Genomic DNA, 21,649 nt, shown 5'->3' with positions numbered 1-21,649 from the left:
GGCCTTCACCGGAACTTCGCGCCCAGCTGGATGCCGTAGGTCACCGGCGCGTTCCAGACCGAGCCCGTCCCCAGCGTGTTGAACAGCACCTGCGTGCGATAGCGTGTGTTGGTCACGTTATCGCCGAACACCGCCACGGTGTAGCGCTCCGACGGATCGGTCCATTCCGCCCGCAGCGCCAGCACTTCGTAGCCCTTCTGCTTGAACTGCTGCTCGGGATCGAAATAGAAGCTGGAGGTGTAGTAGAGATTGCCCGACAGCGTCAGCCCGCCGCCGGCGAGGTCCAGCCGGTAGCTGGCGCCGATATTGCCCGTGAAATCGGGCGCGCGCTGCATCTTGTAGCCGGAGGCGTCGGTGGAGGTCTGCGTGATCGCGCCGGGTCCGAAACCGCCCAGAGCGGTGGGGATGCAGGCCATCGCATTGCTCAGGTCCGCAATCGCCGGATCGCAATAGCTATAATAGGGCGCGTTGGTAAACGACTTGTACCGCGCATGGGTCCAGGCCGCGCCGCCCAGCAGCGAGAAGGCATCGCTGACCTTGTAGCGAAGCTGCGCCTCCAACCCGTAGATTTCCGAGGACGCCGCATTGCGGATCTGCGCCGCGCCATTCTGATAGCTGGACACCTGCAGGTTCTTGTAATCGTAGTAGAAGCCCGCAAGATCGGCGGAGAAGCGGCGATCGTCGTACTTGAAGCCCACTTCGAAGGCGTCGATCTTCTCGGGCTTCACCGGCTGCTGCGAATAGCCGCCGACGTTCAGGATGCCCGCCTTGTAGCCCCGCGTCCACGATGCGTAGACGCTCGATTCCTCGCTGGGCTTGTAACGGACCACCACGCGCGGCGTGAAGCTGTCGTTTTTCAGCCTGTTGACCGGGATGCGCACGCCCGCGCCGCCCGAATAGGACACCGGCAGACCGTCCGGCCCGATGTAGGACGTGGTCGTCGCGTTGGTGACGAAGTAGGCGTCGCCCACCGTGTCATGGCTGTACCGGCCGCCCAGCGTGAAGAACAGCTGGTCGCTCACCGCATATGTCGCGTCCAGGAATGCGGCGTAGGACTTGGTCGTCGTGCTCGATCCGCCGAACGGGCCATAGGGCGATCCGCCGAAACTGGCGCCGATGTCCCAAGTGTCGCGGATCTGGAAATAGTTGAGGCCCGCCGTCCACTGCAATGGCGATCCCGCCTTCGAATTGACGAGGAATTCCTGGCTCCAGGTCTCGTCATTCACGCCGACGAAGATGTTGAAGAACGGCAGCGCCGTCGCGTCCAGATCGCCGTGATAGGGCGACAGGTCCTTGCGGTACTGGGTGTAGGAGGTGAACTCCGCAAGGCCCAGATCGGCCTTCAAGGTTGCCTGAAGCGCGTCCGAATTGGTGCGGAAATCGACCGGGGTGTTGAGCAGGACCTGCCCCGGCTTGGTGGCATAAGTCGATGACGGCGCATAGAAATAGACCAGCGGCAGCCCCTGGGAGCTGGACGCCCCGTAGATCGCCTGACCGGCGGGCGAAACCTTGTCGAGGAAGCCCGCGCCGCCGCTCTTGTCGACATAGGCGTTCACCAGCTGGGTGGTCGGATCGTCGGTTTCCGCATGGACCCAGCGCAGCAGCAGCGAGACGTCGTCGGTCAGATCGGCCTTCATGCCCACGCGCAGCGACCAGTTTTCGTACCTGCCGATATCGTCGTCATCGGTGGCCAGGTCGGTGAAATAGCCGTCGCCGCGGCGATAGAGCCCCTCCACGTCGATCGCGACGCGGTCGCTGATGCCGAAGGTGGCATAGGCCTGCGCTTTCAGCGCATTGAAGCGGCCATAGCTGACCTTGGCCTCCGCGCCGGTATCCGTGCTGGGATCGGCCGTGGTCACCAGGATCGCGCCGCCCGTGGTGTTGCGGCCGAACAGCGTACCCTGCGGTCCCTTCAGCACCTGGATATTGCGAACGTTGAGCAGGTCGAAGTCCGACATGTAGGTGTTGGCCTGGAAGAACCCATCGACATAGATGCCGACATTGGGACCGCCGCCCGAAGTGGTTATGGCCGTGCCGACGCCGCGAATGGTGGGCTGCACCGCGGGTCCCTGGCTGTCGAAACGCAGGCCCGGCGTTACCCGCGCGGTATCGGAAAGCTGCTGGACATTGGCAGTCGCCAACTGCTCCGCCCCCAGCGAGGTGACGCTGATCGGCACGTCGCGCGACTGTTCGGCGCGGCGCTGCGCGGTGACGATGATCTCGGAGGAGGCGGCTGCCGGCTGCGGCGCGGCCTGATCCTGCGCATGTCCGACTTGCGGAAACATCAGCACTGCCGCCATCAATCCATAAAACGATGCAGCGCCCGCGAAACGCGCTTCAGCCATGACACTCTCCCCTGTTGCGCCTGACCCCGTGATCGGATCTGGCACCCCCGCAGCCGACTCCGGCCGGACCGCCAGAGCCTTGCCGGGCATTCCCGCGCCCGACTTGCTGGATCGGGACAATCCGTCCGGCGCGCGTTCCGACTTCGGCCAGGCGATGAAACGCGGTGGAGGCGCGCGAGCGCTTGATCGAAACGCGCGGAGAAAGCATGCCGGAAAGGCGTGTCCCCCATCGTTCGAGGTTTGCGGATGGAAATGGAAGCAAGGCACCCGGCTCCTCAGGGCGGAAGGGCTTCGAACAGCGAAACCGGCGGCCATCTGCTGGGCGCGCGCCTGCTGCGCCACTTTCCCGAACTCGTCCGCGAACTGGGCGGCCAGCCGCAGGTCATGCTGGCCGGATCCGGGCTCGACGAAGCCGACTGCGAACGGGAAGGCGCCGCCTCTTACGAGCAGTGGATGGCCCTGGTGGACCGCGCCGCGCGGGAACTGGGTGCGGCCGACTTCGGCATGCGGCTCGCCCTGCGGCAGGGCGGCCGCGGCGTCTACGGTCGGCTCGGGACGCTCATGGCCCATGCCCGCACTTTCGGCGAAGCCACGACGCTGGCGGTGGTCCACAACAATGCCCACTCGCTTGCTGCCCGGGTGTGGAAAGCCGCGACCGCTTCCGGCGCCCATGTCTTCCTGGGACACGACGTGCTGGTCGGCACTCTGCTGGGCCGCTGTCAGGCCGTGGAGCAACTCATGTTGCTGGGCCACCTCGGCGCCATGGTGCTCACCGGCGGCCGGGCGCGGGCCAGGGAAGTGCATTTCCGGCACGGCAACCTGGCGACACTGCGCAGCTACCGCCGCTATTTCGGCTGCGAGGTGCGTTTCTGCCGCACCGAGGACGGCATAGCCTTCCGCGCCGCCGACATGGCTTTCCCCATCCATGACGCGGATGCCCACGCCCGCACCGAAGCCATCGCCCATTTGCGCTCGACCTTCCGGGATGTCCGTCCCTCGGTGAGCGCGCGGGTGCGTGGAATCGTCATGCAGTGGCTCAGCACCAACGAATGCACCAGCGAACGCGTCGCGCGGTTGCTGGCGCTTCACCCCCGCACGATGAACCGGCGCCTCCACGATGAAGGGACGAGTTTCCAGCGGATCAAGGACCAGGTCCGCTGCGATTACCTGGCCTATTACATCGGGCGAACGGACGTCGAATTGCAGGTCATTTCACGCCGGCTGGGCTTTGCCGAGCAATCCGCCCTGTCCCATTTTTCGCAGCAGATGCTGGGTTCCAGCCCCCGCGACTTGCGGGCGCGCGCCTTGCGGGAAAGCGCGCTGGCCAGACTGTAAATCCGGCCGGGCCATGATTGTCCGGATACGACAAGTCTGATCCGGGCCGGTGCAGCATCTCTCCTTTGCATAACGAACGGAGGATGCACCTTTGGCTGAAACGGCAGAAGACGCGATCATGGACATCAGCGACGTCGAATGGCGGCTGGGCCATCAGGTCGGCGGCGGCGAGCTTTGGGAGCCCTGCAACAAGACGGATATCCGCCGCTGGGTCATGGCGATGGACTACGTCAACCCGCTGCACTGGGACCAGCGCTTCGCCCAGCAGAGCAAGTTCGGCGATCTCATTGCGCCGCAATCGATGCTGGTGGCGCTCGACTACGGCCATGGCAACAATCAGGCCTGCGTCGGACGCATCGAAGGCCAGCACATGATCTTCGGCGGCGAGGAATGGTGGTGGTACGGCACCAACGTGCGCCCCGGAGACCGGATTTCCCACGAGCGCATCTTCACGGGTTACAAGCTGACCGACACCCGCTTCGCCGGCCCCACCCTGTTCCAGCGCGGCGACACGATCCACCGCAACCAGCGCGGCGATCTCATTGCCAAGTCCTGCCCCACGGTCATCCGCTATCTTGCCAAGGAAGCGGAAAAGCGGGGAATGTACGCCTCCACCGCCGGCACCCCGCACAAGTGGACCCAGGCCGAACTTGCCGGGATCGACCAGGCGCGGCGCGATTGGTTCCTGTCCAACCGCGACGGCGTCTCCCCCCGGTTCGAGGCGGTCGCGGTGGGCGACAAGCTTCCGCGCCGCGTCATCGGCCCTCACTCGATCGCCAGCTTCACCACCGAATACCGCGCCTTCGTGTTCAACATCTGGGGCAGCTTCTACTGGCAGGGCATCGAAGGCGTGCCCGATTGCTGGGTCAATCAAGACATGGGCTGGATCGAGGGCTTCTCGTTCGACGAGGAAGGCGCCCTTGTCGACCCGCGCCTGCGCGACGGCCTCTACCTCGGCCCCTCGCGCGGCCATATCGACGACGGCCGCGCCAGCGAGATCGGCATGCACCGTGCCTATGGTTACGGCGCCACGATGGCCGCCTGGAACACCGATTATCTGGCCTTCTGGGCCGGCCACGACGGCATGGTCCGCCACGCCAAGAGCGAGTTCCGGGGGCCCGCCTTCGAAGGCGACGTAACCTGGATCGAGGGTGAGGTGATCGAGAAGATCGAGAATTCCGAGTGGGGTTTCCCCGTCGTGCGCATCGAGGTCCGCATGACCAATCAGGACGGGAAGGTCGTGGTGACTTCGGTCAACGAGGTGCAACTGCCACTCTGAATCGTCTCGATCAGATCAAAGCTGACGAGACGGATTTGAAGACGGATTCCAAACATTTTTCCAGGGGAGGAAACAGGAAATGGCAAACATCTACACGCGTTCGGCGACCCGGCTGGCACTGGGAGCGGCAACCATCGCGCTGCTACCCGCCGCAGCGATGGCCCAGACCGAGGCTCAGGCACCAGCTCAGGCACCAGCTCCGGCGCCCGAGCAGCCGCTGGCAGACCAGGTGACCAGCGAACCGATCGTCGTGATCGGCACGCTCATTCGCGGCATCGCTCCGGCCGGCAACAACGTCATCAATGTCGATACCGACCAGATCGCGGCCACCGGCGCGGCCTCGACCAGCCAGGTGCTCAGCACCATTCCGCAAGTCGGCAACTTCTTCAATGCCTTGCCCGCCGGCATATCGCAGCAGCCCGGCTCCAACGGGTCGAACCCGATCAACCGTCCCAACTTGCGCAACCTGCCCGGCGCCAACACCAGCGGCGGCGCCCAGACGCTGGTCCTGTTCGACGGCCAGCGTGTCGTCGGTGCCGGCATCCAGCAGGTCGCGGTGGATCCCGACATCATCGCGCCCGGCGTGATCGCGCGCGTCGAGGCCATGACCGATGGCGGCTCGGCGGTATATGGCTCGGACGCGATCGGCGGCGTCATCAACTTCGTCACGCGCGACCGGTTCGACGGCATCCAGGCAGACGCCCGCTACGGCATCGGCGAGGACTACCAGTCGATCGAAGCCAGCGCGCTGGCGGGCAAGGACTGGGGCTCGGGCGGTTTCTACGTCGCCTACGGCTACTCCCATCACGACAGCGTCTACGGCGCGGATCGGGACTGGGTGAAGCAGGTCGACTGGAACACCGACATCCCCACCGGCCGCAACTGCGCCGCGCCCAACGCGACCATCGGCACCACCGCCTATGTGCCTTCCGGATCGGGCCTCGTCGCGGGCGGGCCCAATGTCTGCGATTTCTCGGATCCGGTCGCCATCTATCCGACTTCGACACTGCATACCGTGTTCGCCCGGCTCAACCAGAGGCTTTCCGGCGGCGTGAAATTCGACATGACCGCGCTCTACGCCAATCGCGCGATCAGCCAGGTCAACGGAACCCTGGGCACCGGCGCCCTGGGCACGGGTGCGGCAGGGCAGGCCACGCTGACGGCCGCCTCGCCGTTCTACCGCCCGACCGCAGACGCCAATGCCGGGCTGCCGCAAGTGGTCAGGTTCGACTACAGCCCGCTCTTCGGAACCCGGTCCGCCACCCAGCAGACCGATCTGGAAACCTGGCGCATTGCCCCTTCCGTCTCGGTGGAGCTTGGCTCGGACTGGGAATTCAGCGGTCTGTTCAGCTACGGCATCGCCACGACGTCCTTCAACAACGCCCAGATCAGCGCGGCCGCCCAGTCTGCCGCGCTCGCGGCGCGCACTCTCAATCCCTACGACGTCGGCGCCACCGCGCCCGGCGTGGCATCCGGATTGCTGCGCTATGCCAGCGGCAGCGGACGGAACGAGTTCTACGACTACCGGGCCATCGTCAACGGACCGCTCTTCGCACTGCCGGGCGGCATGCTGCGCGCGGCCGCGGGCTACGAGCACATGCAGGACAATTTCACCCGCCGCACCACGAATGCGTCCACTTATGCGCTCCAGAACCCGGCCACGTATATCCAGAAGGTGGATTCGGTATTCGGAGAACTGTCGATCCCGATCGTCGGCGATGAAAACGCGATGTCCTTCATCAACGAGCTGACCCTTTCCGCATCCGGCCGCTACGACAAGTACAGCGACTTCGGCGACACCTTCAATCCGAAGCTCGCCGCCACCCTGCGCCCGGTCGAATGGATCGCGATCCGCGGCAACTGGGGCAAGTCGTTCACGGCGCCTTCCCCGGTCGACCAGCTCGGCGTCCTGGCCTCGGCCGTGGCGACGGTGCCGGCTGCATTCCTGCGCACGCCCCCCGGCGTGACCGCGGCTCCGGGCGAAATCGGACTGTTCGTTTCGGGCACCGCGCCGGGCCTTCAGCCGCAGAAGGCCACCAACTGGTCGATCGGAGCCCAGATCGAACCGCCGTTCCTGTCGGGGCTGACGCTGAATGTCAGCTATTACAACATCGATCTGAAGGGAACGATCGGAAGGCCCGTCACCGGGGCCGACCTCAGCGACTACTACGCCAATTTCCCGCAGCTCTATTCGGTGCGGCCCAGCGGCCAGGAACTGGCGGCCTATCTCACGCAGTTCGATCCGGCCAATTTCAACTTCACCGTGGCCAACCCGACCTCCACGGGCCAGGCGCTCATTACCTCGGGCGGCACCAGTTCACCGGTGCTGGTGGCGCTCGACACGCGTTCGCGCAACCTGGGCACCGCCACGCTGGACGGGATCGACTTTTCCGCGAACTACGTGCTCGACACCAGGTTTGCCTCGTTCGATGCGAGCGTGAACGGCAACTACCGTCTTTCGCAGGAATCGCGTGCCCTGCCCTCGCTGCCGCTGTCCGACGATCTTGCCTTCAACACCCCGGTGTTCCGCATCCAGGGCACTCTGGGCACCAGAGTTGGCGGGCTGCGCGCGCAAGTGATCTGGAACCACACGTCCGGTTACAAGCGCGGGCTTGTCGAATTCGGTCAGACCAAGGTTTCGGCCTTCGACACGATCAACCTGTTCTTCAAGTACGACGTCAAAGCGAAGTCCGCCTGGGCCAGCGACCTGTCGTTCACGCTGAATGTCCAGAACCTGTTCGACGTTTCGCCTTCCGAGTTCCGCTCGGCCGCAAGCCTCGGTTTCGACACTACCCAAGGGACGGGCTTCAGCATCGGCCGCATCGTCCAGTTCGGCGTCAGCAAGAAGTTCTGATCCGCAGGGCGCACCGTCCGGGCCAGGGCGCTCGGACGGTGCCGCTCCGAACCGTCAAGACCTGGACCGGTCACCGTCACTCCGCAAATGCCAGCGATCCGCGTCTGCTGACAAAACGCCAGACGCCGTCGGGCTCCAGGTGCAGTTCGTCATCGAAGTCACCCACCAGAACGGTTTCCCCGCGCTCGCCGCTATAGAGCACGACATAGCTGCGCGCACGGGCGCGCGACGCGCCCAGCACGTCGACGACGGTGTTGGCCATGACGTGGCGGGTACGCCGCGCCGGCCGGTCGCGAAAGAAGCCGCGTATGGCCTCGCGTCCGCAGACCGGGGCGCCGGGTGCCGTCGGCCGAGCGAACGTGCCGTCCTGCGTGAACATGGCAGCCAGGGCATCGTGATCGTGCGCATCGTTTGCCTGGGCAAAGCGATGGATCTGGCGCACGACGGCCTGCTCGATCGCCAGGCTCCCGGCAGCGCCGGGTGTCTCCGAAGCGTTTGAGATATCTTGATCCTCGCGTGTCATGCGGTTCCCGCTTCCTTGTCCAGGGGCAATGCCATCCATCGTTCCAGCGCCGCGGTCACGGCTTCGGGCGCTTCCATCGGCGCCATGTGGCCGCTGCCATCGAACACCACGTAGAGCGAGCCCGGCAGCGCCGCGAGGATCTCCTCATGCTGGGCGGGCGGGCTCCACGCATCCTCGCTGCCGACGCCGATCAGCACCGGGCAGCGCACTGCGGCAAGGGCGGCCACCGCGTCGGGCCGTCCCAGCAGCGCGGCGATATGGCGGCGATGGACCGCAGCGCCCATCCGGTGCACCATCGCATGAAGACGCGCGTTCAGTTCCGGATCGGCATCGAGGCGGCCCTTGCGCACCATGGGCGGGAGCCAGACGTTTGCCAGGGCCTCCATGCCTTCGCGCTCGCCAAGCTCGATCAGCGCCTGACGCCGCTCGGCCTCGCCCGGGCGGATGGGATGAATGCCGGTGTCCAGCAGCGCCAGTCGCTCGACCCTGTCCGGCGCCATCCGCACCGTTTCCAGCGCGACCCGCGCGCCCATCGAATGGCCGGCCAGCGAGAAGCGCGCGGGCGCTTGCTCCAGCACATGGCGCGCCATGGCCGCGATACTGTCGAAATGCCGCAAGTCGGGCACTTGAACCTCGTAGGATCGGCCGAGGTGCTCCACCTGATGTTCCCACACGCAGGCATCGCACAACAGGCCGGGAAGCAGGATGATCGTCTGTCGCACAAGCGCTCGCTGGTTGCCGGGTTGTCCCACCGGGTAGAGCACTGCGGGACGATCCGGTCCTATTCAATTGCCGCGCCACGTTATGCGCTTCCGGCATGTCGCCGCTATCGCAATTGGTGATAGCGGCCTCGGCGGAAAGCATACGCCCTATGGCCGGATCGATGCGTAACCTCTGCCCATCGGTTCCATCGGAGCCGCGAAGATAGAAGCGACCTGCACAGCAGGCGGAAGAGGATGCACCATGACAGCCGCACTGCGTTAGCCAGGCCCTTCGTGCCCGCCCTCCCCTGCATCGTGACGGGGAAGGCGCCGGGCATGTGCCCGCACCGACATACCCTTCCGATAGACGAGGATTCCCGAATGGCCCTTGGGCTTTTCCCAGAGATGACGGCTGCCTGCGCCCTGCTGGCGCTGGCCCAGCCCGCCTTGGCGCAGCAGGCCAGCGGCGAGGCGCCGAACCGCGATGCATCTTCCGCCGCGCCCACCTCTGCAGTCCCCTCTGCGCCGGGCGCCACGTCTGTCCTCACGCCTGTCCCCGTGCCCGTCATCGTGACTGCTGCCGCCGCGCAGGAACGCGCCATGCGCCCCCTTCCCCCCGTGGAGATCGGCGCCCCGCCGCCGGTCCCGCCGCCCGCCTCGCCGCCTATCCCGGAGCCGGTACCGGGCGGGCGGACGGCAACGCCCTGCACCCCGCAGAGCCTGCGCTGGACCGAGGACTGGACCTGCCTGGCCAATCCCGCCAAGCGCACTTCTCCGCTGGAAGCGCTGCGCTATCTGCCGCTGGGCGACGATCCCGAGGTCTATCTCTCGATCGGCGGCGAGGCCCGCTACAACTATACGTACTGGAGCGCGCTCAACCTCGGCGCCAAGGGCAAGGACAAGCTCTCCGCCCTGCAGCAGCGCCTTCGCCTGGTGGCGGACCTTCACCTGGGCCGCAACGTGCGCGCTTTCCTCGAACTGGGCGACAACCGCGAATTCTTCGAGACATTCGCCACGCCGCCCAACCGCGACAAGCTGGACATTAACCAGGCCTTCATCGACGTGACGCTGCCGCTCGGCGACACCACCAAGCTCACGCTGCGTCCGGGGCGTTTCGAAATGCCGATCGGCAATGGCAAACTCGTCGGCCTGCGAGACGGCGTGAACGTGCGCTACGTCTATCAGGGCATTCGCGGCACCTTGATCGAGGAAGGGAAGGTCCGGGTCGACGCCTTCGCGGTCAAGCCGGTGACGTTCGAACCCGGCATGTTCGACGACGGCCCCGAGAATGGGCGCCACTTCAACGGCGTATACGTAGCCACCGCGCCGGGGCTGCTGGCGCCCAACCTGGCGGTCGACCTCTACTGGTACGATCTCTACCGCGAGAATGCCCGCTATACCACGCTGACGGGAACCGAAAGCCGCCAGAGCTGGGGCCTGCGCCTCTCCGGGCGCGCCAGCGGCTTCGACTGGGACGCGGAAGGCACCTACCAGAGCGGCAGCTTCGCCGGCCAGAAGATCCAGGCCTGGGGCATGCTGCTGGAGGGGGGCTACACTTTCGCCGATCTTCCGATGAAGCCGCGCCTCGGCGGCCGCTTCAACTGGTTCAGCGGCGATGACGATCCGAACGACGGCAAGATCGGCACTTTCGCACCGCCTTTCCCGCGCACGCCGCTCTACAGCGATGCGGGATGGCTCAACATGTCCAACCTGATCGACGTGACGCCCACGCTGACGCTCAAGCCGAGCAAGAAGCTCACGCTGGTCGGCGGACCCGAACTGTTCTGGCGCGCCACGGCGGCCGACGCGGTCTATGCCGGGCCGACCAACTTTCCGCTTCTGCGCCCGACGGACGGCGGCCGCTTCGTGGGGACGGGGCTGAACCTCCAGGCCGATTATCTGGCGACGAAGAACCTGAGTTTCCACGCCTATTTCACGCACTTCATCGCCAGCGATTCGTTGCAGTCCGGCGGCGGACGCAGTTCGGACTACTTCGGCTTCTGGGCCGATTTCCGCTTCTGATGTCGGGTCAGGCCACGCTTTCGACGATGTCGCTTTCCTCCAGCCGGGCAACTTCGCGTTGCAGTTCCGCCAGCAGCAGCTTTCCAGCCTCTCCCAGCGGTCCGCGGTGGATGATGCCGGCCGGGCGCGGGGCTGACGGCACTGCCACCGGCAGGATGCGCATCGTGTCGCGCGCGAGGTCGCCCGCGACCAGGACTCGCGGCACGGCACTGACGAACGTGCCCGAAAGCAGCAGTTCGCGCATGAAGCCCACCGATGTCGATTGCACGGCCGCATCGGTATCCAGCCGAAGCTGTTCCAGTATCTCGCGCACGTCGCGTTCCATCAGCGTGCTGACCGACGGCAGCACCAGCGTATAGCGCTGCACGTCCGCAGCGCTGACGGAGGGAAGCGCGAAAAGCGGATGGTCGCTGCGGGCCACCAGCGAGATCGGCTCGTCGTAAAGCACGCGCCGGACCAGATCGTCAGGCTGCGACGGGGGATAGAGGCGGCCGACGATGACGTCGATTTCGCCTGACAGCAGCGCCGGGATCATCTGGTCGGTCTTGCCCTCGATGACGGAGATCGTCAGGCGGGCGGCCTGTTCGCCGGCATTGGCCAGAACGGCAGGCAGCAGGCCATGCGCAGCCACCGGAAGCGCGCCGACGCGGATGGTTCGCCGCTGGCCATCGGAAAGCCGGTCCAGCTGCCCTTCCAGCTCGCGAATGGTGGTCAGCAGCTTGCGCGCGCCTGCGGTGAGGACCGCGCCCGTGGCATTGGGCCGCACGCCGCGAGGATGGCGCTCGAATATTTCGGCGCCGATGATTTCCTCCACCTCCTGCAAGGTGCGCGACAGGGCGGGTTGGCTGACCCGCAACGCACGCGACGCGCGGAGCAGGCTCTTGTGCTGCTCCAGCGCGTCGATCACCCGCAGATGGCGGATCTTCAGCCTTTGTTCGAGATAGTGCGCCAAATCAGGATGCCACCATGCCATGGGGGTCGATGACGAACTTGGCGGCGGCGCCCTTGTCGAAAGTCTCGTAGCCCTTGGGGGCATCCTCCAGCGAGATCACTTGCGCGTTGACGATGTCAGCGATGGGCAGACGATCGTGCAGCAGCGCCATCATCAATTGCCGGTTATATTTGAGCACGGGAGTCTGCCCGGTGTGGAAGCTGTGCGACTTCGCCCAGCCCAGCCCCAATCGCAGGCTGAGATTGCCGGTCTTCGCCTGCGCCTCGTGCGCGCCGGGGTCTTCGGTGACGTAAAGCCCCGGAATACCGATGGAGCCGGCCGCGCGGGTCACTTCCATCATCTGATTGAGCACGATGGCGGGCTGCTCCTTGCCGCCGTGGCCCACCGCCTCGAAGCCGACCGCGTCGATGGCGCTGTCCACTTCGGGCACGCCGATTACCTGCTCCACCAGGTCGCCCAGCCGATCGTGGCTGGAGAGATCGATCGGCTCGAAACCGACCTTCCTGGCATGGGCCAGGCGATCCGGGTTGAAATCGCCGATCATCACCACGGCCGCACCCAGCAGGCGGGCGGAAGCCGCCGCAGCGAGGCCCACCGGCCCCGCGCCGGCCACATAGACGGTCGAGCCCACGCCCACGCCTGCGTTGAGCGCGCCGTGGAAGCCGGTGGGCAGGATGTCCGTCAGCATCGTCAGGTCGCGGATCTTCGCCATGGCGCGGTCGCGGTCGGGAAACTTGAGCAAGTTGAAATCGGCATAGGGCACCATGACGTAGCGCGCCTGTCCGCCGATCCAGCCGCCCATGTCCACATAGCCGTAAGCCCCGCCGGCACGGCCGTCGTTCACGGTCAGGCACACGCCGGTGTCGCCGTGGCGGCAGGTGCGGCAGCGGCCGCAGGCGACGTTGAACGGCACCGAGACCAGATCGCCCACGTCGAGCATCTCGACATCGGCGCCTTTCTCGATCACTTCGCCGGTGATCTCGTGACCCAGCACCAGACCCGCCGGCGCGGTCGTCCGGCCGCGCACCATGTGCTGGTCGGATCCGCAGATGTTGGTGGTCACGATCTTGAGGATGACCGCGTGATCGATCTTCCGGCCGCGCGGATCCTCGAACTTGGGGTCGGGGATGTCCCGGACCTCCACTTTGCCGGGTTCCAGATAGACGACGCCGCGATTGCTGCTCATGCAGGTTCTCCCATGGAAAGTTCAGGTCCGCCGAAAGCAAAGGCATCGTCGCCTCGCCACGCCGGTTCGATCGTCACGCTGCCGCCCGCCACGCGCGAGACACAGGCGCACATCTGGCGGTTTTCGCGGTGCTGACGCGAAGAGAAGAAGACATCGCGGTGATCCATCTCGCCTTTCGCCTCGACGATATCGACCGCGCAAAGGCCGCATTCTCCGCGTCTGCACTCGAAAACGACCTCGACGCCTGCCGCTTCAAGCGCATCCAGCATGGATTCGTTCTCGCGGACCAGCACTTCTGCGCCAAGGCGCGGGACCTTCACGGTGAACGCCTGAGCCGCGTGGCTGCCGCTCGATCCGAACGTCTCGTAGCGCAGCCCGGCGCGCGGACGGCCAGCTTCTTCCCAGGCGCTGCGTACCGCTTCCATGAGCCCCAGCGGCCCGCACATGTAGAGTTCGCCGTCCGCGGGCAGGCGGCGGATCTCGTCCGCGATGTCGATCTGCTCGCCGCGATCGGACGCGAAAAGGCTCAGCCGATCACCCAGGAACCCGGCCAGTTCCTCGCCATAGGCGAACTCGTCGGCCGAGCGCGCCGCATAGACCATGCGCAGGCCTGCTCCGCGCACGGCGAGCTGCGCGGCCATCGCCACCATCGGCGTGATCCCCACGCCCCCGGCCACGAGCAGGTAATGCGGAGCGCCATGCATGAGCGGAAAGTCGCAGCGCGGGGGCGCGACGGCCAGGGAGTCACCGGGCTGGAGGCGCCACATATAGGCCGAGCCGCCGCGGCTCTCCGGCTGGCGCTTCACGGCGATGCGCAAGGTGGAACCCTCCTGGCCGACGACCGAATAGGACCGCTGGTCGATCCTGCCGCCGACATCGACCTGCACCTTGACGTGACTGCCGGGCGGGCAGGCGGCGGCGCGATCGAGGACGATGCCGAACTCTCGAATGGTCGGCGTGACATCGCGAATGGAGGTCACGCGGCCAGATTGCCAACCGGCCGGAATCTCGCCGCTCATTCCGCAGCCTCCGCCAGGACCGGCCCATTTTCCGCTGCTATCATGCGATCGATCGCGCGACGCGCCCACATCGAGCCCGCATCGATGTTGAGGTTGTAGAAGACATGATCGGGATGCTCGTCGATGGCGCGCTGCTGCGCTTCGATCACCGTCTCGTCTTCCAGCATGATGCCGCCGCCTGCATTGAGGACGCGGCGCGTATGGCCCTGATCGCCTATGTTGTAGTTCCGGAGATGGGCCCAGAAATAATAGCAGGTCTTGTCGGTCGAGGGGGTGGGCAGATGCAGCACCCGCATGTCCACGCCTTGCGAGCGATCGCCCTCCGGCGCGCCGGTTCCGGCGGGTGCGACGCCCACTTCCAGATAGATCACCGAAGGCGCCAGGAAGTTGATGACCTGCCAGCGATCGGTCTTGCCGGGCTTGCCGAGCTGCCCCGCCCAGAACGGCGGCGCCTCCTCGTCCAGCACCCAGCGTTCGACGCGCGCAGTGCGTTCGCCGTGGTAGGCATCGAACGGAGCCTCGGCGAGCGCCTCGTTGCCGATGCTGGAGGAATGGACGAACGTCTCGTGAGTCAGGTCCATGAGGTTGTCGATCACCAGGCGGTAGTCGGCCTTTACCTCGGTCATGCTGCCGTCGCCCGCCCAATCCGGATGGTCCGGCCACGGCAGGTCGGGGATGAGCGCCGGGTCGGCCAGCGCCGCGTCGCCCGGCCAGACCCAGACGAAGCGGTGGCGCTGCGCCACCGGAAACGCGCGCACGCAGGCCGAGGGGTTGATCGTCTCCTGCGAGGGCATGTGCGTGCAGCGCCCGTTGGGGCCGAACACCAGCCCATGATAGCCGCAGCGTACGTCGTCACCCTGCAGGGTACCGATCGAGAGCGGCACCAGCCGGTGCCAGCAGGCATCCTCCAGCGCCACCGGCGTGCCGTCCTGCCGGCGATAGAGCACCATCTTGCGGTTGCAGATCGTGCGCGACAGCAGGCTGCGCCCAACTTCCGCGTCCCACGCCGCGACATACCAGGCGTTCATCGGAAATGTCTGTGTTGTCATGGTTTGTCTCCCAAGCCCCCGCTTCACCGTGCGTGCGGCACGGCGCGGGTCTGCATGAATTCCTCGAAGCTCTCGCCGCGCATGATCGCGTAGACTTCCAGATTGGTTTTCCTGACGACGCGGGCCCACTTTTCGAGGACGAAGAAGTTGACGCCGGCCTGGACGATGCCCAGCCAGTCGCGTGCGCGCACCAACGCCATCTCCTCGTCGTCGAGACCCGCCGCGCGCATCGCCGCTTCCTCGTCGTCCCAGAAGGCCTGGCGCGCCTCGGGCCGGATCATGTTCCAGAAGAAACGATTGAACGCGAGGCGGCGATTGCAGGTGCGCAAGTCGAAGACGTAAGTGCCCTCGGGCATTCCCACGGTCTGCGGGTTCTGCGTGAACATCAGGCGACCTCCTGCTCGCGTTGCTGCTCCGAAGCAGCATTTTCGCGCTCCTCGTAAGTGACGACGGTCATGGCGGTGGTGGTCATGAGGTAATAGTTGCGGTGCATCTCCTCGAGCGAAGCGCCCAGCGCGCCGCGCATCGCCAGCCACATGATCTGCTCGACGCTTTCCGCGCCGCCCAGCCGCACGTAATCCGCATGGGTAAGCTGAGTCAGCCGCTCGGGATCGTCACGCAGGGTTTCAAGGAAATCGAGATCCCACTCGGTATTGTTGAAGCCCGTGCGCTCGCCGTGGATCTGGTGCGAAAGGCCGCCGGTGCCGACGACGACGACCTTCAGATCCTCAGGGTAACTTTCCACCGCGCGGCGCACCGCCTGCCCCAGCCGGTAGCAGCGCCGGGCCGTGGGCAAGGGATATTGCAGGACGTTGATGGCGATGGGCACGACGGTGCCGGGCCAGTCCGGCTCATGCGGCCAAAGCAGCGGCAGGGGCGAGGCGATACCGTGGTCGATCGGCTTGTTCTGGAAGAACGCCAGGTCGAATTCCTCGTTCACCAGCGCCTCGCCGATATGCGCCTGGAAGTCCACGTCCCCCCGGATATCCGGCAATCCGCGCAGGCCCGCGCCTTCGTCGGCAATCGGGAAGCGCTCGCCCACGCCCAGTGCGAACGTCGGGTAGAGGTCGAAGAACAGCGTGGTCGCGTGGTCGTTGTAGAAGAACAGCAGGACGTCGGGCTGCTTCTCGGCCAGCCATTTCGCGACGGGCTTGTAGCCCTCGAACAGCGGGGCCCAGACCGGGTCCTCCTGTCGCCCCTTGTCGTAAGCGACGCCGATGGTGGGTACGTGCGACGTGCCGATACCGCCGATTATTCTGGCCATGTCTGTCTCCTCAGAGCCCGCGGGCCTGCTCGGCCTCGGCCCGTTCGAAGATCGAACGGCGCATCAGCAGACCGGGCTTGTCGGGGGCGAAATTCAGGTCGAACTGCGGTTCGGCATCCTGCGCGACGGTCTGCGCGATCCATTCCAGCGCATCCACGTCTTCCAGGTACGCCTTCTCGGATGCCGTGCGCAGGAACGCGTCCGCTTCCGCATCGTCCAGCTTGCGGTCGCGCGAGTTGAACCACCAGTAGTGGAGCGAAGTCTGCGTCTCCGGCGTGATGAGATGAGTGATGTTGAAGCGGTACTTCTTCGGCGCGCCCGAAGCGTCCGCGTTGTCCGTGACGCTGGCATAGGCGGTGTGCAGCGCCGGGGAGACGTACCGCGCTTCCGAGAAGCGATCGACGCGCTTGTCCATCAGCCCCATCGGCACGCCGTAGATGCCCGGCGGCGGCGCGTCCCTGAGCGCGCGGTAGATGACGACGACATCGCCCTCCAGCCGCACGTCCAGCTTGGACCGCGCGAACTCCGGCGTGCCCACCGTGCCGGGATGAAGGAACGGAAAATGCGTCTGGTCGAGCAGGTTCTCGTGCATCGCCACATAGTCCGACTTGATGTGATAGGCCCCGCGCACGCTCTTCCATTCGGGGCTTGCCAGCCAGGACGTATCCGGGATCAGCGCTTCGTCCGCATGGTCGGGGTCGCCCATCCAGATCCACACCAGCGGGCCGCGCTCCGCGGTGGGGAAAGCGGCGACATTGGCATTGGTCGGCACGATCGGCATCGAGGGCATGGCCAGGCAGCGCCCCGAAGGATCGAACTGCATGCCGTGATAGCCGCAGACGAGCACGTCGCCCTCCAGCCGCCCCTTGGCGAGCGGGAAGGAACGGTGCGGGCAGCGGTTGCGCACCGCCACCGGCTCTCCCGCCAGTGTCCGATAGAGCGCGACGTCCACGCCCAGCAGCCGGCGGCTGATGATGTCGCGGCTGATCTCGTCCGCGAAGCCTGCAACATACCAGCAATTGCGCACGAGCGGCGTGTTCTGGTCGGCAAAGCGGCCCATTTCCAGCGGCGAGGCGGCGGCGGGGATGGCGGTCATCTGGTTCATGTCGGGTCTCCGGTCAGGCGTCGAGTACGAGGGTGCCGCCGGGCAGGCGCGACACGCAGATGCACAGCGTGTCCCCGGCGGCGCGTTCCTCGTCGGAAAGATAGCTGTCGCGGTGGCTGATCCGCTCTCCCCCTTTCAGGACGGGGAGCGGACACAATCCGCATTCCCCGCGGCGACAATCCGAGAGGACATCGATGCCGGAGGCGGTCAGGGCGTCGAGAATGCTGGTATCGCGGCCGACCTCGACAGTGCGACCAGTGCGCCGCAGTTCGACGGCGAAAGGCGCATCGTCGGGAGCGGGACCGGCGGTGAACCGCTCCGAACGCACGCGCGCATCGGGCCAGCCCAGGGTCCGCGCGGCAGTGTGGACGGCCTCGATCATCGGCAGGGGACCGCAGACGTAGACCGTGGTGTCGTCGCTCTGCGCGGCGAGCAGCGCGGCCATATCGAGGTGGTCGGTCGCAGGATCGCCGCTGACGTGCAGCCTGCCCGCCGCACCTGCCAGTTCCATCGCTTCGGCGGCATAGGCGAGCTGGTCCTGCGTGCGGCCGGTATAGACGAATGCGAAGGGCCGCCCTCGCCGCACCACGCTTCGCAACATCGCGTAGATGGGCGTGATGCCGATGCCGCCGGCGATCAGGAGACTACGGCGGTCGCGCAAGTCGAGCGGGAAGTTGTTCTTGGGCCGCGAGACCTTGAGCCGCGTTCCCGGGGCGAAAGTATCGTGGATATGCGCCGACCCACGCTGGCGATCCTCGCGCTGGACGGCGATCCGGTAATGATCGGCCCGATCGTCCGCGAGCCCCTGCCCGCCGACAAGCGAATAGTGCCGCACGATCGGCCCGCTGAGATCGGAATGCGTGTGCAGTTCCACATGCGCACCCGGCGCGCCGCGAGGCAGCGGAGAACCGTCTGCCGAGGCCAGGACGTACTCCCGGATGCGCGGCGTGAGCTGGCGCACGCCTGCCACCACCATGTCGATCAATTGCCCGTGCACCGGCCTCTCCTTGTTAGCCCATTCCTGTGGAACCGATTGCGATCTCAGCCGCGATTCGATGCCTGGATAATCACTTTGGATCCAAAATACGTCAATACCTTTCGATAATTGTCGATTTATGGCGATTTTGGATCCCATAATTGGATCCACGGAACTTGGCGGGTCCGCAGCAGGTGTGTAGGTTCGCCGCCATGACCAGCTCTCTTCCGGATGACGCCACCACCCTTCGTGCCAAGTCTTCGGCGCTGACCCGGCTGCGCGAAATGATCCTGCGCGGCACGCTGAAGCCGGGCGAGCGGCTGCGCGAGGTCGAGCTGGCGGAGCGGCTTGCGATGTCCCGCACGCCGATACGCCAGGCGCTTCCGGCGCTGGCGCTGGAAGGCCTGCTGGTCCAGGCGGGGGTGCGCGGCTATGCGGTTCGTTCGTTCACGCGCGCCGAAAGCCTCCAGGCCCTGCATCTCCGCGCCATGCTGGAGGGCTATGCCGCGCGCAGCATCGTGCTGGCCGGGCGAGGCAAGGCGATTGCCGATGCGCTGGCCCCGCTGATCGCCGAAGTGGACGAACTGCTGCAGGCCGGGACATTGTCGGAAGTGCTGGAAGAGCGTTACGGCGAACTCAACGAGCGCTTTCACACCGCTGTCGTGGAAGGCGCCGACGATCCCCTGCTGCGGGACCTCATCGCCCGCTGCAACGTCGTGCCTTTCACATCGCCGGCGGTCATCGCTTTCGAAGAACTGGAGGACGCCGAGATCATGGACCTCATGCGCTATGCCCAGCGCCAGCATCACGCGATCGTCAATGCGCTGCGCGCGGGCGACGCCCTGCGCGCCGAAATGCTGTTTCGCGAACACGCGACCACGCAGGAGAGCAGCATGGCGATGGGCGAAACGCTTCGGCGTTCCCTCTAGCCACCGCGCCGCTATAACAGGAGCGGCATAGCTCCCAGCATGAATGCGATACGGGCGTTCGCGGGCAGCATGCCTAGCATCCCCCTCAAAGCACCGCTTCAGCGGATGCTGACTGGAGAGGATGACCATGGCAAGTGTCACGGCGGCAGGGCCGCCCACCATCGGGACGGACGATCGGGAGACGATGTCCGTCTTCCAGATCGCCGCTATCGGCGTCTGCGTGTTGATCAATGCGCTTGACGGCTTCGACGTGCTGGCAGTGGCCTTCACCGCGCCGGCCATATCGCGCGAATGGGGCCTGGCACCGACCCAGGTGGGAGGGCTGTTCAGCGCCGGGCTGGCGGGAATGGGCATCGGCGCGTTCACCATCTCTCCGCTCGGGGACAAGCTGGGGCGGCGGCCGGCGATCCTGTTCTGCCTGGTACTGCTGGCCGCCGGCATGTTCGCCTCGGCCTTTGCCGGCGATCTTGGCCAACTGGCGGCGACCCGCGTGCTGACCGGCCTCGGCATCGGCGGCATCCTGGCGAGCATCAACACGGTCGTGGCGGAATATGCGTCTCCGCGCCGCCGCAGCCTTGCGATCTCCTGCATGGCGCTGGGATATCCCGTCGGCGCGACTGTCGGCGCTCTGGCCGCCGTGCCGCTGATCGGGGCTTTCGGGTGGAGATCGATCTACCTGCTCGGCGCGGCGGCGGCTGCCCTGCTCGTCCCCCTGGTGCTCTGGCTGCTGCCTGAGTCCATCCAGTTCCTTTCGGCGCGCCGCCCGGCAGGCGCGCTGGACAAGATCAACCGGGTCCAGCGCAAACTCGGCCGCGCGCCGCTCGACAGGCTGCCGCCGCTCGCGGCCCGGACGGCCGAGAACCGCCCGGGCTTTGCCGATCTGTTCCGCGGCCGGATGCTCGCCGCCACTGTCCTGGTCATGCTGCTCAACATGTGCGTGATGGCAACGGTCTACTTCGCGATCAGTTGGACGCCGAAGATACTCTCCGAACTGGGCTTCAGCGACAGTATCGGTATCTACGCCTCCATGATGATGAACGTCGCGGGCGCCATCGGCTGCCTTCTGTTCGGATTGCTGGCGAACCGCTTCGGCCTTCGCAACTTGTCCGCAGCGGTATTCGTGGGCATGGGGCTGGCGCTCACCGCCTATGGACTGGCGCCGCCGCGCGCCGTCGCCCTGATCGCGGCGGCCTTCATCACCGGCTTCTTCCTCAACACCGCGATCACCTGCCTCTATACGATCCTGCCGCAAGTGTTCCCGCCCGAGATGCGGGCCACGGGGACGGGGATCGGCCTGGGGGGCGGGCGGATCGGCGCGGTGGCCGGGCCCTATCTGGCCGGCATGCTGATGGCCGCCGGCTGGAGCCGCGCGGCCTATTGCATCGCCCTGGCAGTGCCGATGATCGCCGCCATCGTCATCCTCCCCGCTCTCCCCCTCGGGCGCGGGGCCGGTCGGCGCGAAGAGCGATAGCGCCCCGTGGACGCACTGTCCGGCCCCGCCGACCTGCCGGAAGATCAGGCGATCAGCCAGGTTCCGTCGGGTTCCTTGTGCACCACATTGTTCCAGAGATAGCTCTCGCCGCTGTCTTCCGCCGTGAACAGGATGTCGAACCTGAACTCGTTGGCGGCGACGCGCTTCCAGTTCTGGATGCGGGTGACCGTGACGCATCCCGACATGTCGTGGTGGCGCATGCGCTTGGCCGGGGACATCGCACCGGCCCAGCCATTGAACATGGCGGTCCCGCGCGATCCGACGAATTTCTCGACCAGTCCTTGCGTGGCCCTGTCGTCCTGCACGCACATGAGGGTGGCGATGTAGGGGCGCAAGGTGGGCAGCGCTGCGGCCACGTCCGCCTTCAAGGCCGGAGGCGCCGAGGCCAGCGCCTTTTCGAGCGCCTGCACTTGTGCCTGCTCGGGCTGCGCGAGCAGCGGGGACCGCGCCGCGTCTGCCTGTGCCGGAAGGCCCGCAAATCCGGCGATCATCAGCGTTGCCGCAAATCGAGTCTGTATCATTTCAAATTCCACCGTGGGGCCGATCCGAGCGGAAGCCGGTCGGTCGGTCGGTCGGTCGGTTTTCCATCGAGGCCCCGCTTTCCATCCAGGCGGGGCG

At 66.2% G+C, this 21,649-nt stretch carries 18 protein-coding genes; 6 read left to right on the top strand and 12 right to left on the bottom strand.

Annotated elements, in window-relative coordinates; genetic code table 11:
* Positions 1-5: 5 nt before the first annotated feature.
* The gene (locus tag ACZ1J6_RS02125) at positions 6-2,345 is read right to left on the bottom strand and encodes a TonB-dependent receptor (protein WP_243841009.1); all 2,340 of its coding nucleotides are present in this window, start codon (positions 2,343-2,345) and stop codon (positions 6-8) included.
* A gap of 252 nt (positions 2,346-2,597) precedes the next feature.
* Between ACZ1J6_RS02125 and ACZ1J6_RS02120 the strand changes: the two genes are divergently transcribed.
* The 3 genes from ACZ1J6_RS02120 to ACZ1J6_RS02110 all read left to right on the top strand — a co-directional run bounded on the left by ACZ1J6_RS02120 (position 2,598) and on the right by ACZ1J6_RS02110 (position 7,813).
* Positions 2,598-3,680 carry an AraC family transcriptional regulator ligand-binding domain-containing protein gene (locus tag ACZ1J6_RS02120; RefSeq protein WP_166675247.1) on the top strand — a complete coding sequence of 361 codons (1,083 nt, stop codon included), beginning with the start codon at positions 2,598-2,600 and terminating at the stop codon, positions 3,678-3,680.
* Positions 3,681-3,771: 91 nt separating this feature from the next.
* On the top strand, positions 3,772-4,959 hold the full coding sequence (locus ACZ1J6_RS02115; RefSeq protein ID WP_243654273.1) for a MaoC family dehydratase: 1,188 nt from the start codon (positions 3,772-3,774) through the stop codon (positions 4,957-4,959).
* 79 nt (positions 4,960-5,038) lie between these two features.
* Positions 5,039-7,813, top strand: coding sequence for a TonB-dependent receptor domain-containing protein (locus ACZ1J6_RS02110; RefSeq protein WP_134094279.1), 2,775 nt, complete (start codon positions 5,039-5,041; stop codon positions 7,811-7,813).
* A gap of 76 nt (positions 7,814-7,889) precedes the next feature.
* Here the strand turns inward: ACZ1J6_RS02110 and ACZ1J6_RS02105 are convergent, their stop codons facing one another.
* Both ACZ1J6_RS02105 and ACZ1J6_RS02100 read right to left on the bottom strand, forming a co-directional pair.
* Positions 7,890-8,336 carry a nuclear transport factor 2 family protein gene (locus ACZ1J6_RS02105; RefSeq protein ID WP_134094278.1) on the bottom strand — a complete coding sequence of 149 codons (447 nt, stop codon included), beginning with the start codon at positions 8,334-8,336 and terminating at the stop codon, positions 7,890-7,892.
* The gene (locus ACZ1J6_RS02100) at positions 8,333-9,058 is read right to left on the bottom strand and encodes an alpha/beta fold hydrolase (RefSeq protein WP_134094277.1); all 726 of its coding nucleotides are present in this window, start codon (positions 9,056-9,058) and stop codon (positions 8,333-8,335) included. The genes ACZ1J6_RS02105 and ACZ1J6_RS02100 overlap by 4 nt, the downstream gene beginning before the upstream one ends.
* 360 nt (positions 9,059-9,418) lie before the next feature.
* Between ACZ1J6_RS02100 and ACZ1J6_RS02095 the strand changes: the two genes are divergently transcribed.
* Complete coding sequence (locus ACZ1J6_RS02095; RefSeq protein ID WP_166675246.1) at positions 9,419-11,059, top strand: alginate export family protein; 1,641 nt, start codon at positions 9,419-9,421, stop codon at positions 11,057-11,059.
* Between the two features lie 7 nt (positions 11,060-11,066).
* Here the strand turns inward: ACZ1J6_RS02095 and ACZ1J6_RS02090 are convergent, their stop codons facing one another.
* Genes ACZ1J6_RS02090 through ACZ1J6_RS02055 form a run of 8 tightly spaced genes read right to left on the bottom strand, consistent with a single transcriptional unit; the run spans position 11,067 to position 18,631 of the window.
* Positions 11,067-12,011: a LysR substrate-binding domain-containing protein gene (locus ACZ1J6_RS02090; RefSeq protein ID WP_165921430.1), complete on the bottom strand. Its 945-nt coding sequence runs from the start codon at positions 12,009-12,011 to the stop codon at positions 11,067-11,069.
* Between the two features lies 1 nt (position 12,012).
* The gene (fdhA, locus tag ACZ1J6_RS02085; protein ID WP_431567546.1) at positions 12,013-13,197 is read right to left on the bottom strand and encodes a formaldehyde dehydrogenase, glutathione-independent; all 1,185 of its coding nucleotides are present in this window, start codon (positions 13,195-13,197) and stop codon (positions 12,013-12,015) included.
* Positions 13,194-14,216, bottom strand: coding sequence for a PDR/VanB family oxidoreductase (locus ACZ1J6_RS02080; RefSeq protein ID WP_431567547.1), 1,023 nt, complete (start codon positions 14,214-14,216; stop codon positions 13,194-13,196). The genes fdhA and ACZ1J6_RS02080 overlap by 4 nt, the downstream gene beginning before the upstream one ends.
* Positions 14,213-15,265, bottom strand: a complete 1,053-nt coding sequence (locus ACZ1J6_RS02075) for an aromatic ring-hydroxylating dioxygenase subunit alpha (RefSeq protein ID WP_134094273.1) — start codon at positions 15,263-15,265, stop codon at positions 14,213-14,215. Before ACZ1J6_RS02075 ends, ACZ1J6_RS02080 begins: the two co-directional genes overlap by 4 nt.
* Before the next feature lie 23 nt (positions 15,266-15,288).
* Positions 15,289-15,651: a protocatechuate 3,4-dioxygenase gene (locus ACZ1J6_RS02070; RefSeq protein WP_134094272.1), complete on the bottom strand. Its 363-nt coding sequence runs from the start codon at positions 15,649-15,651 to the stop codon at positions 15,289-15,291.
* Positions 15,651-16,529, bottom strand: coding sequence for a gallate dioxygenase (locus ACZ1J6_RS02065; protein WP_134094271.1), 879 nt, complete (start codon positions 16,527-16,529; stop codon positions 15,651-15,653). Before ACZ1J6_RS02065 ends, ACZ1J6_RS02070 begins: the two co-directional genes overlap by 1 nt.
* A gap of 10 nt (positions 16,530-16,539) precedes the next feature.
* Positions 16,540-17,634 carry an aromatic ring-hydroxylating dioxygenase subunit alpha gene (locus ACZ1J6_RS02060; RefSeq protein WP_166675244.1) on the bottom strand — a complete coding sequence of 365 codons (1,095 nt, stop codon included), beginning with the start codon at positions 17,632-17,634 and terminating at the stop codon, positions 16,540-16,542.
* A 13-nt stretch (positions 17,635-17,647) separates the two neighbouring features.
* Positions 17,648-18,631, bottom strand: coding sequence for a PDR/VanB family oxidoreductase (locus ACZ1J6_RS02055; protein ID WP_134094270.1), 984 nt, complete (start codon positions 18,629-18,631; stop codon positions 17,648-17,650).
* A gap of 191 nt (positions 18,632-18,822) precedes the next feature.
* Between ACZ1J6_RS02055 and ACZ1J6_RS02050 the strand changes: the two genes are divergently transcribed.
* The gene (locus ACZ1J6_RS02050) at positions 18,823-19,539 is read left to right on the top strand and encodes a GntR family transcriptional regulator (RefSeq protein ID WP_134094269.1); all 717 of its coding nucleotides are present in this window, start codon (positions 18,823-18,825) and stop codon (positions 19,537-19,539) included.
* Between the two features lie 127 nt (positions 19,540-19,666).
* Entirely contained in the window at positions 19,667-21,010 is a 1,344-nt protein-coding gene (locus ACZ1J6_RS02045) for an MFS transporter (protein ID WP_166675243.1), read from the top strand.
* Between the two features lie 44 nt (positions 21,011-21,054).
* On the opposite strand, the gene ACZ1J6_RS02040 is transcribed toward ACZ1J6_RS02045, so the two are convergent.
* On the bottom strand, positions 21,055-21,552 hold the full coding sequence (locus tag ACZ1J6_RS02040; RefSeq protein ID WP_134094267.1) for a hypothetical protein: 498 nt from the start codon (positions 21,550-21,552) through the stop codon (positions 21,055-21,057).
* Positions 21,553-21,649: the final 97 nt, after the last annotated feature.

The organism is Novosphingobium sp. BL-S-21, assembly GCF_055521655.1.
This window is presented reverse-complemented; position numbering and strand designations above follow the sequence as displayed.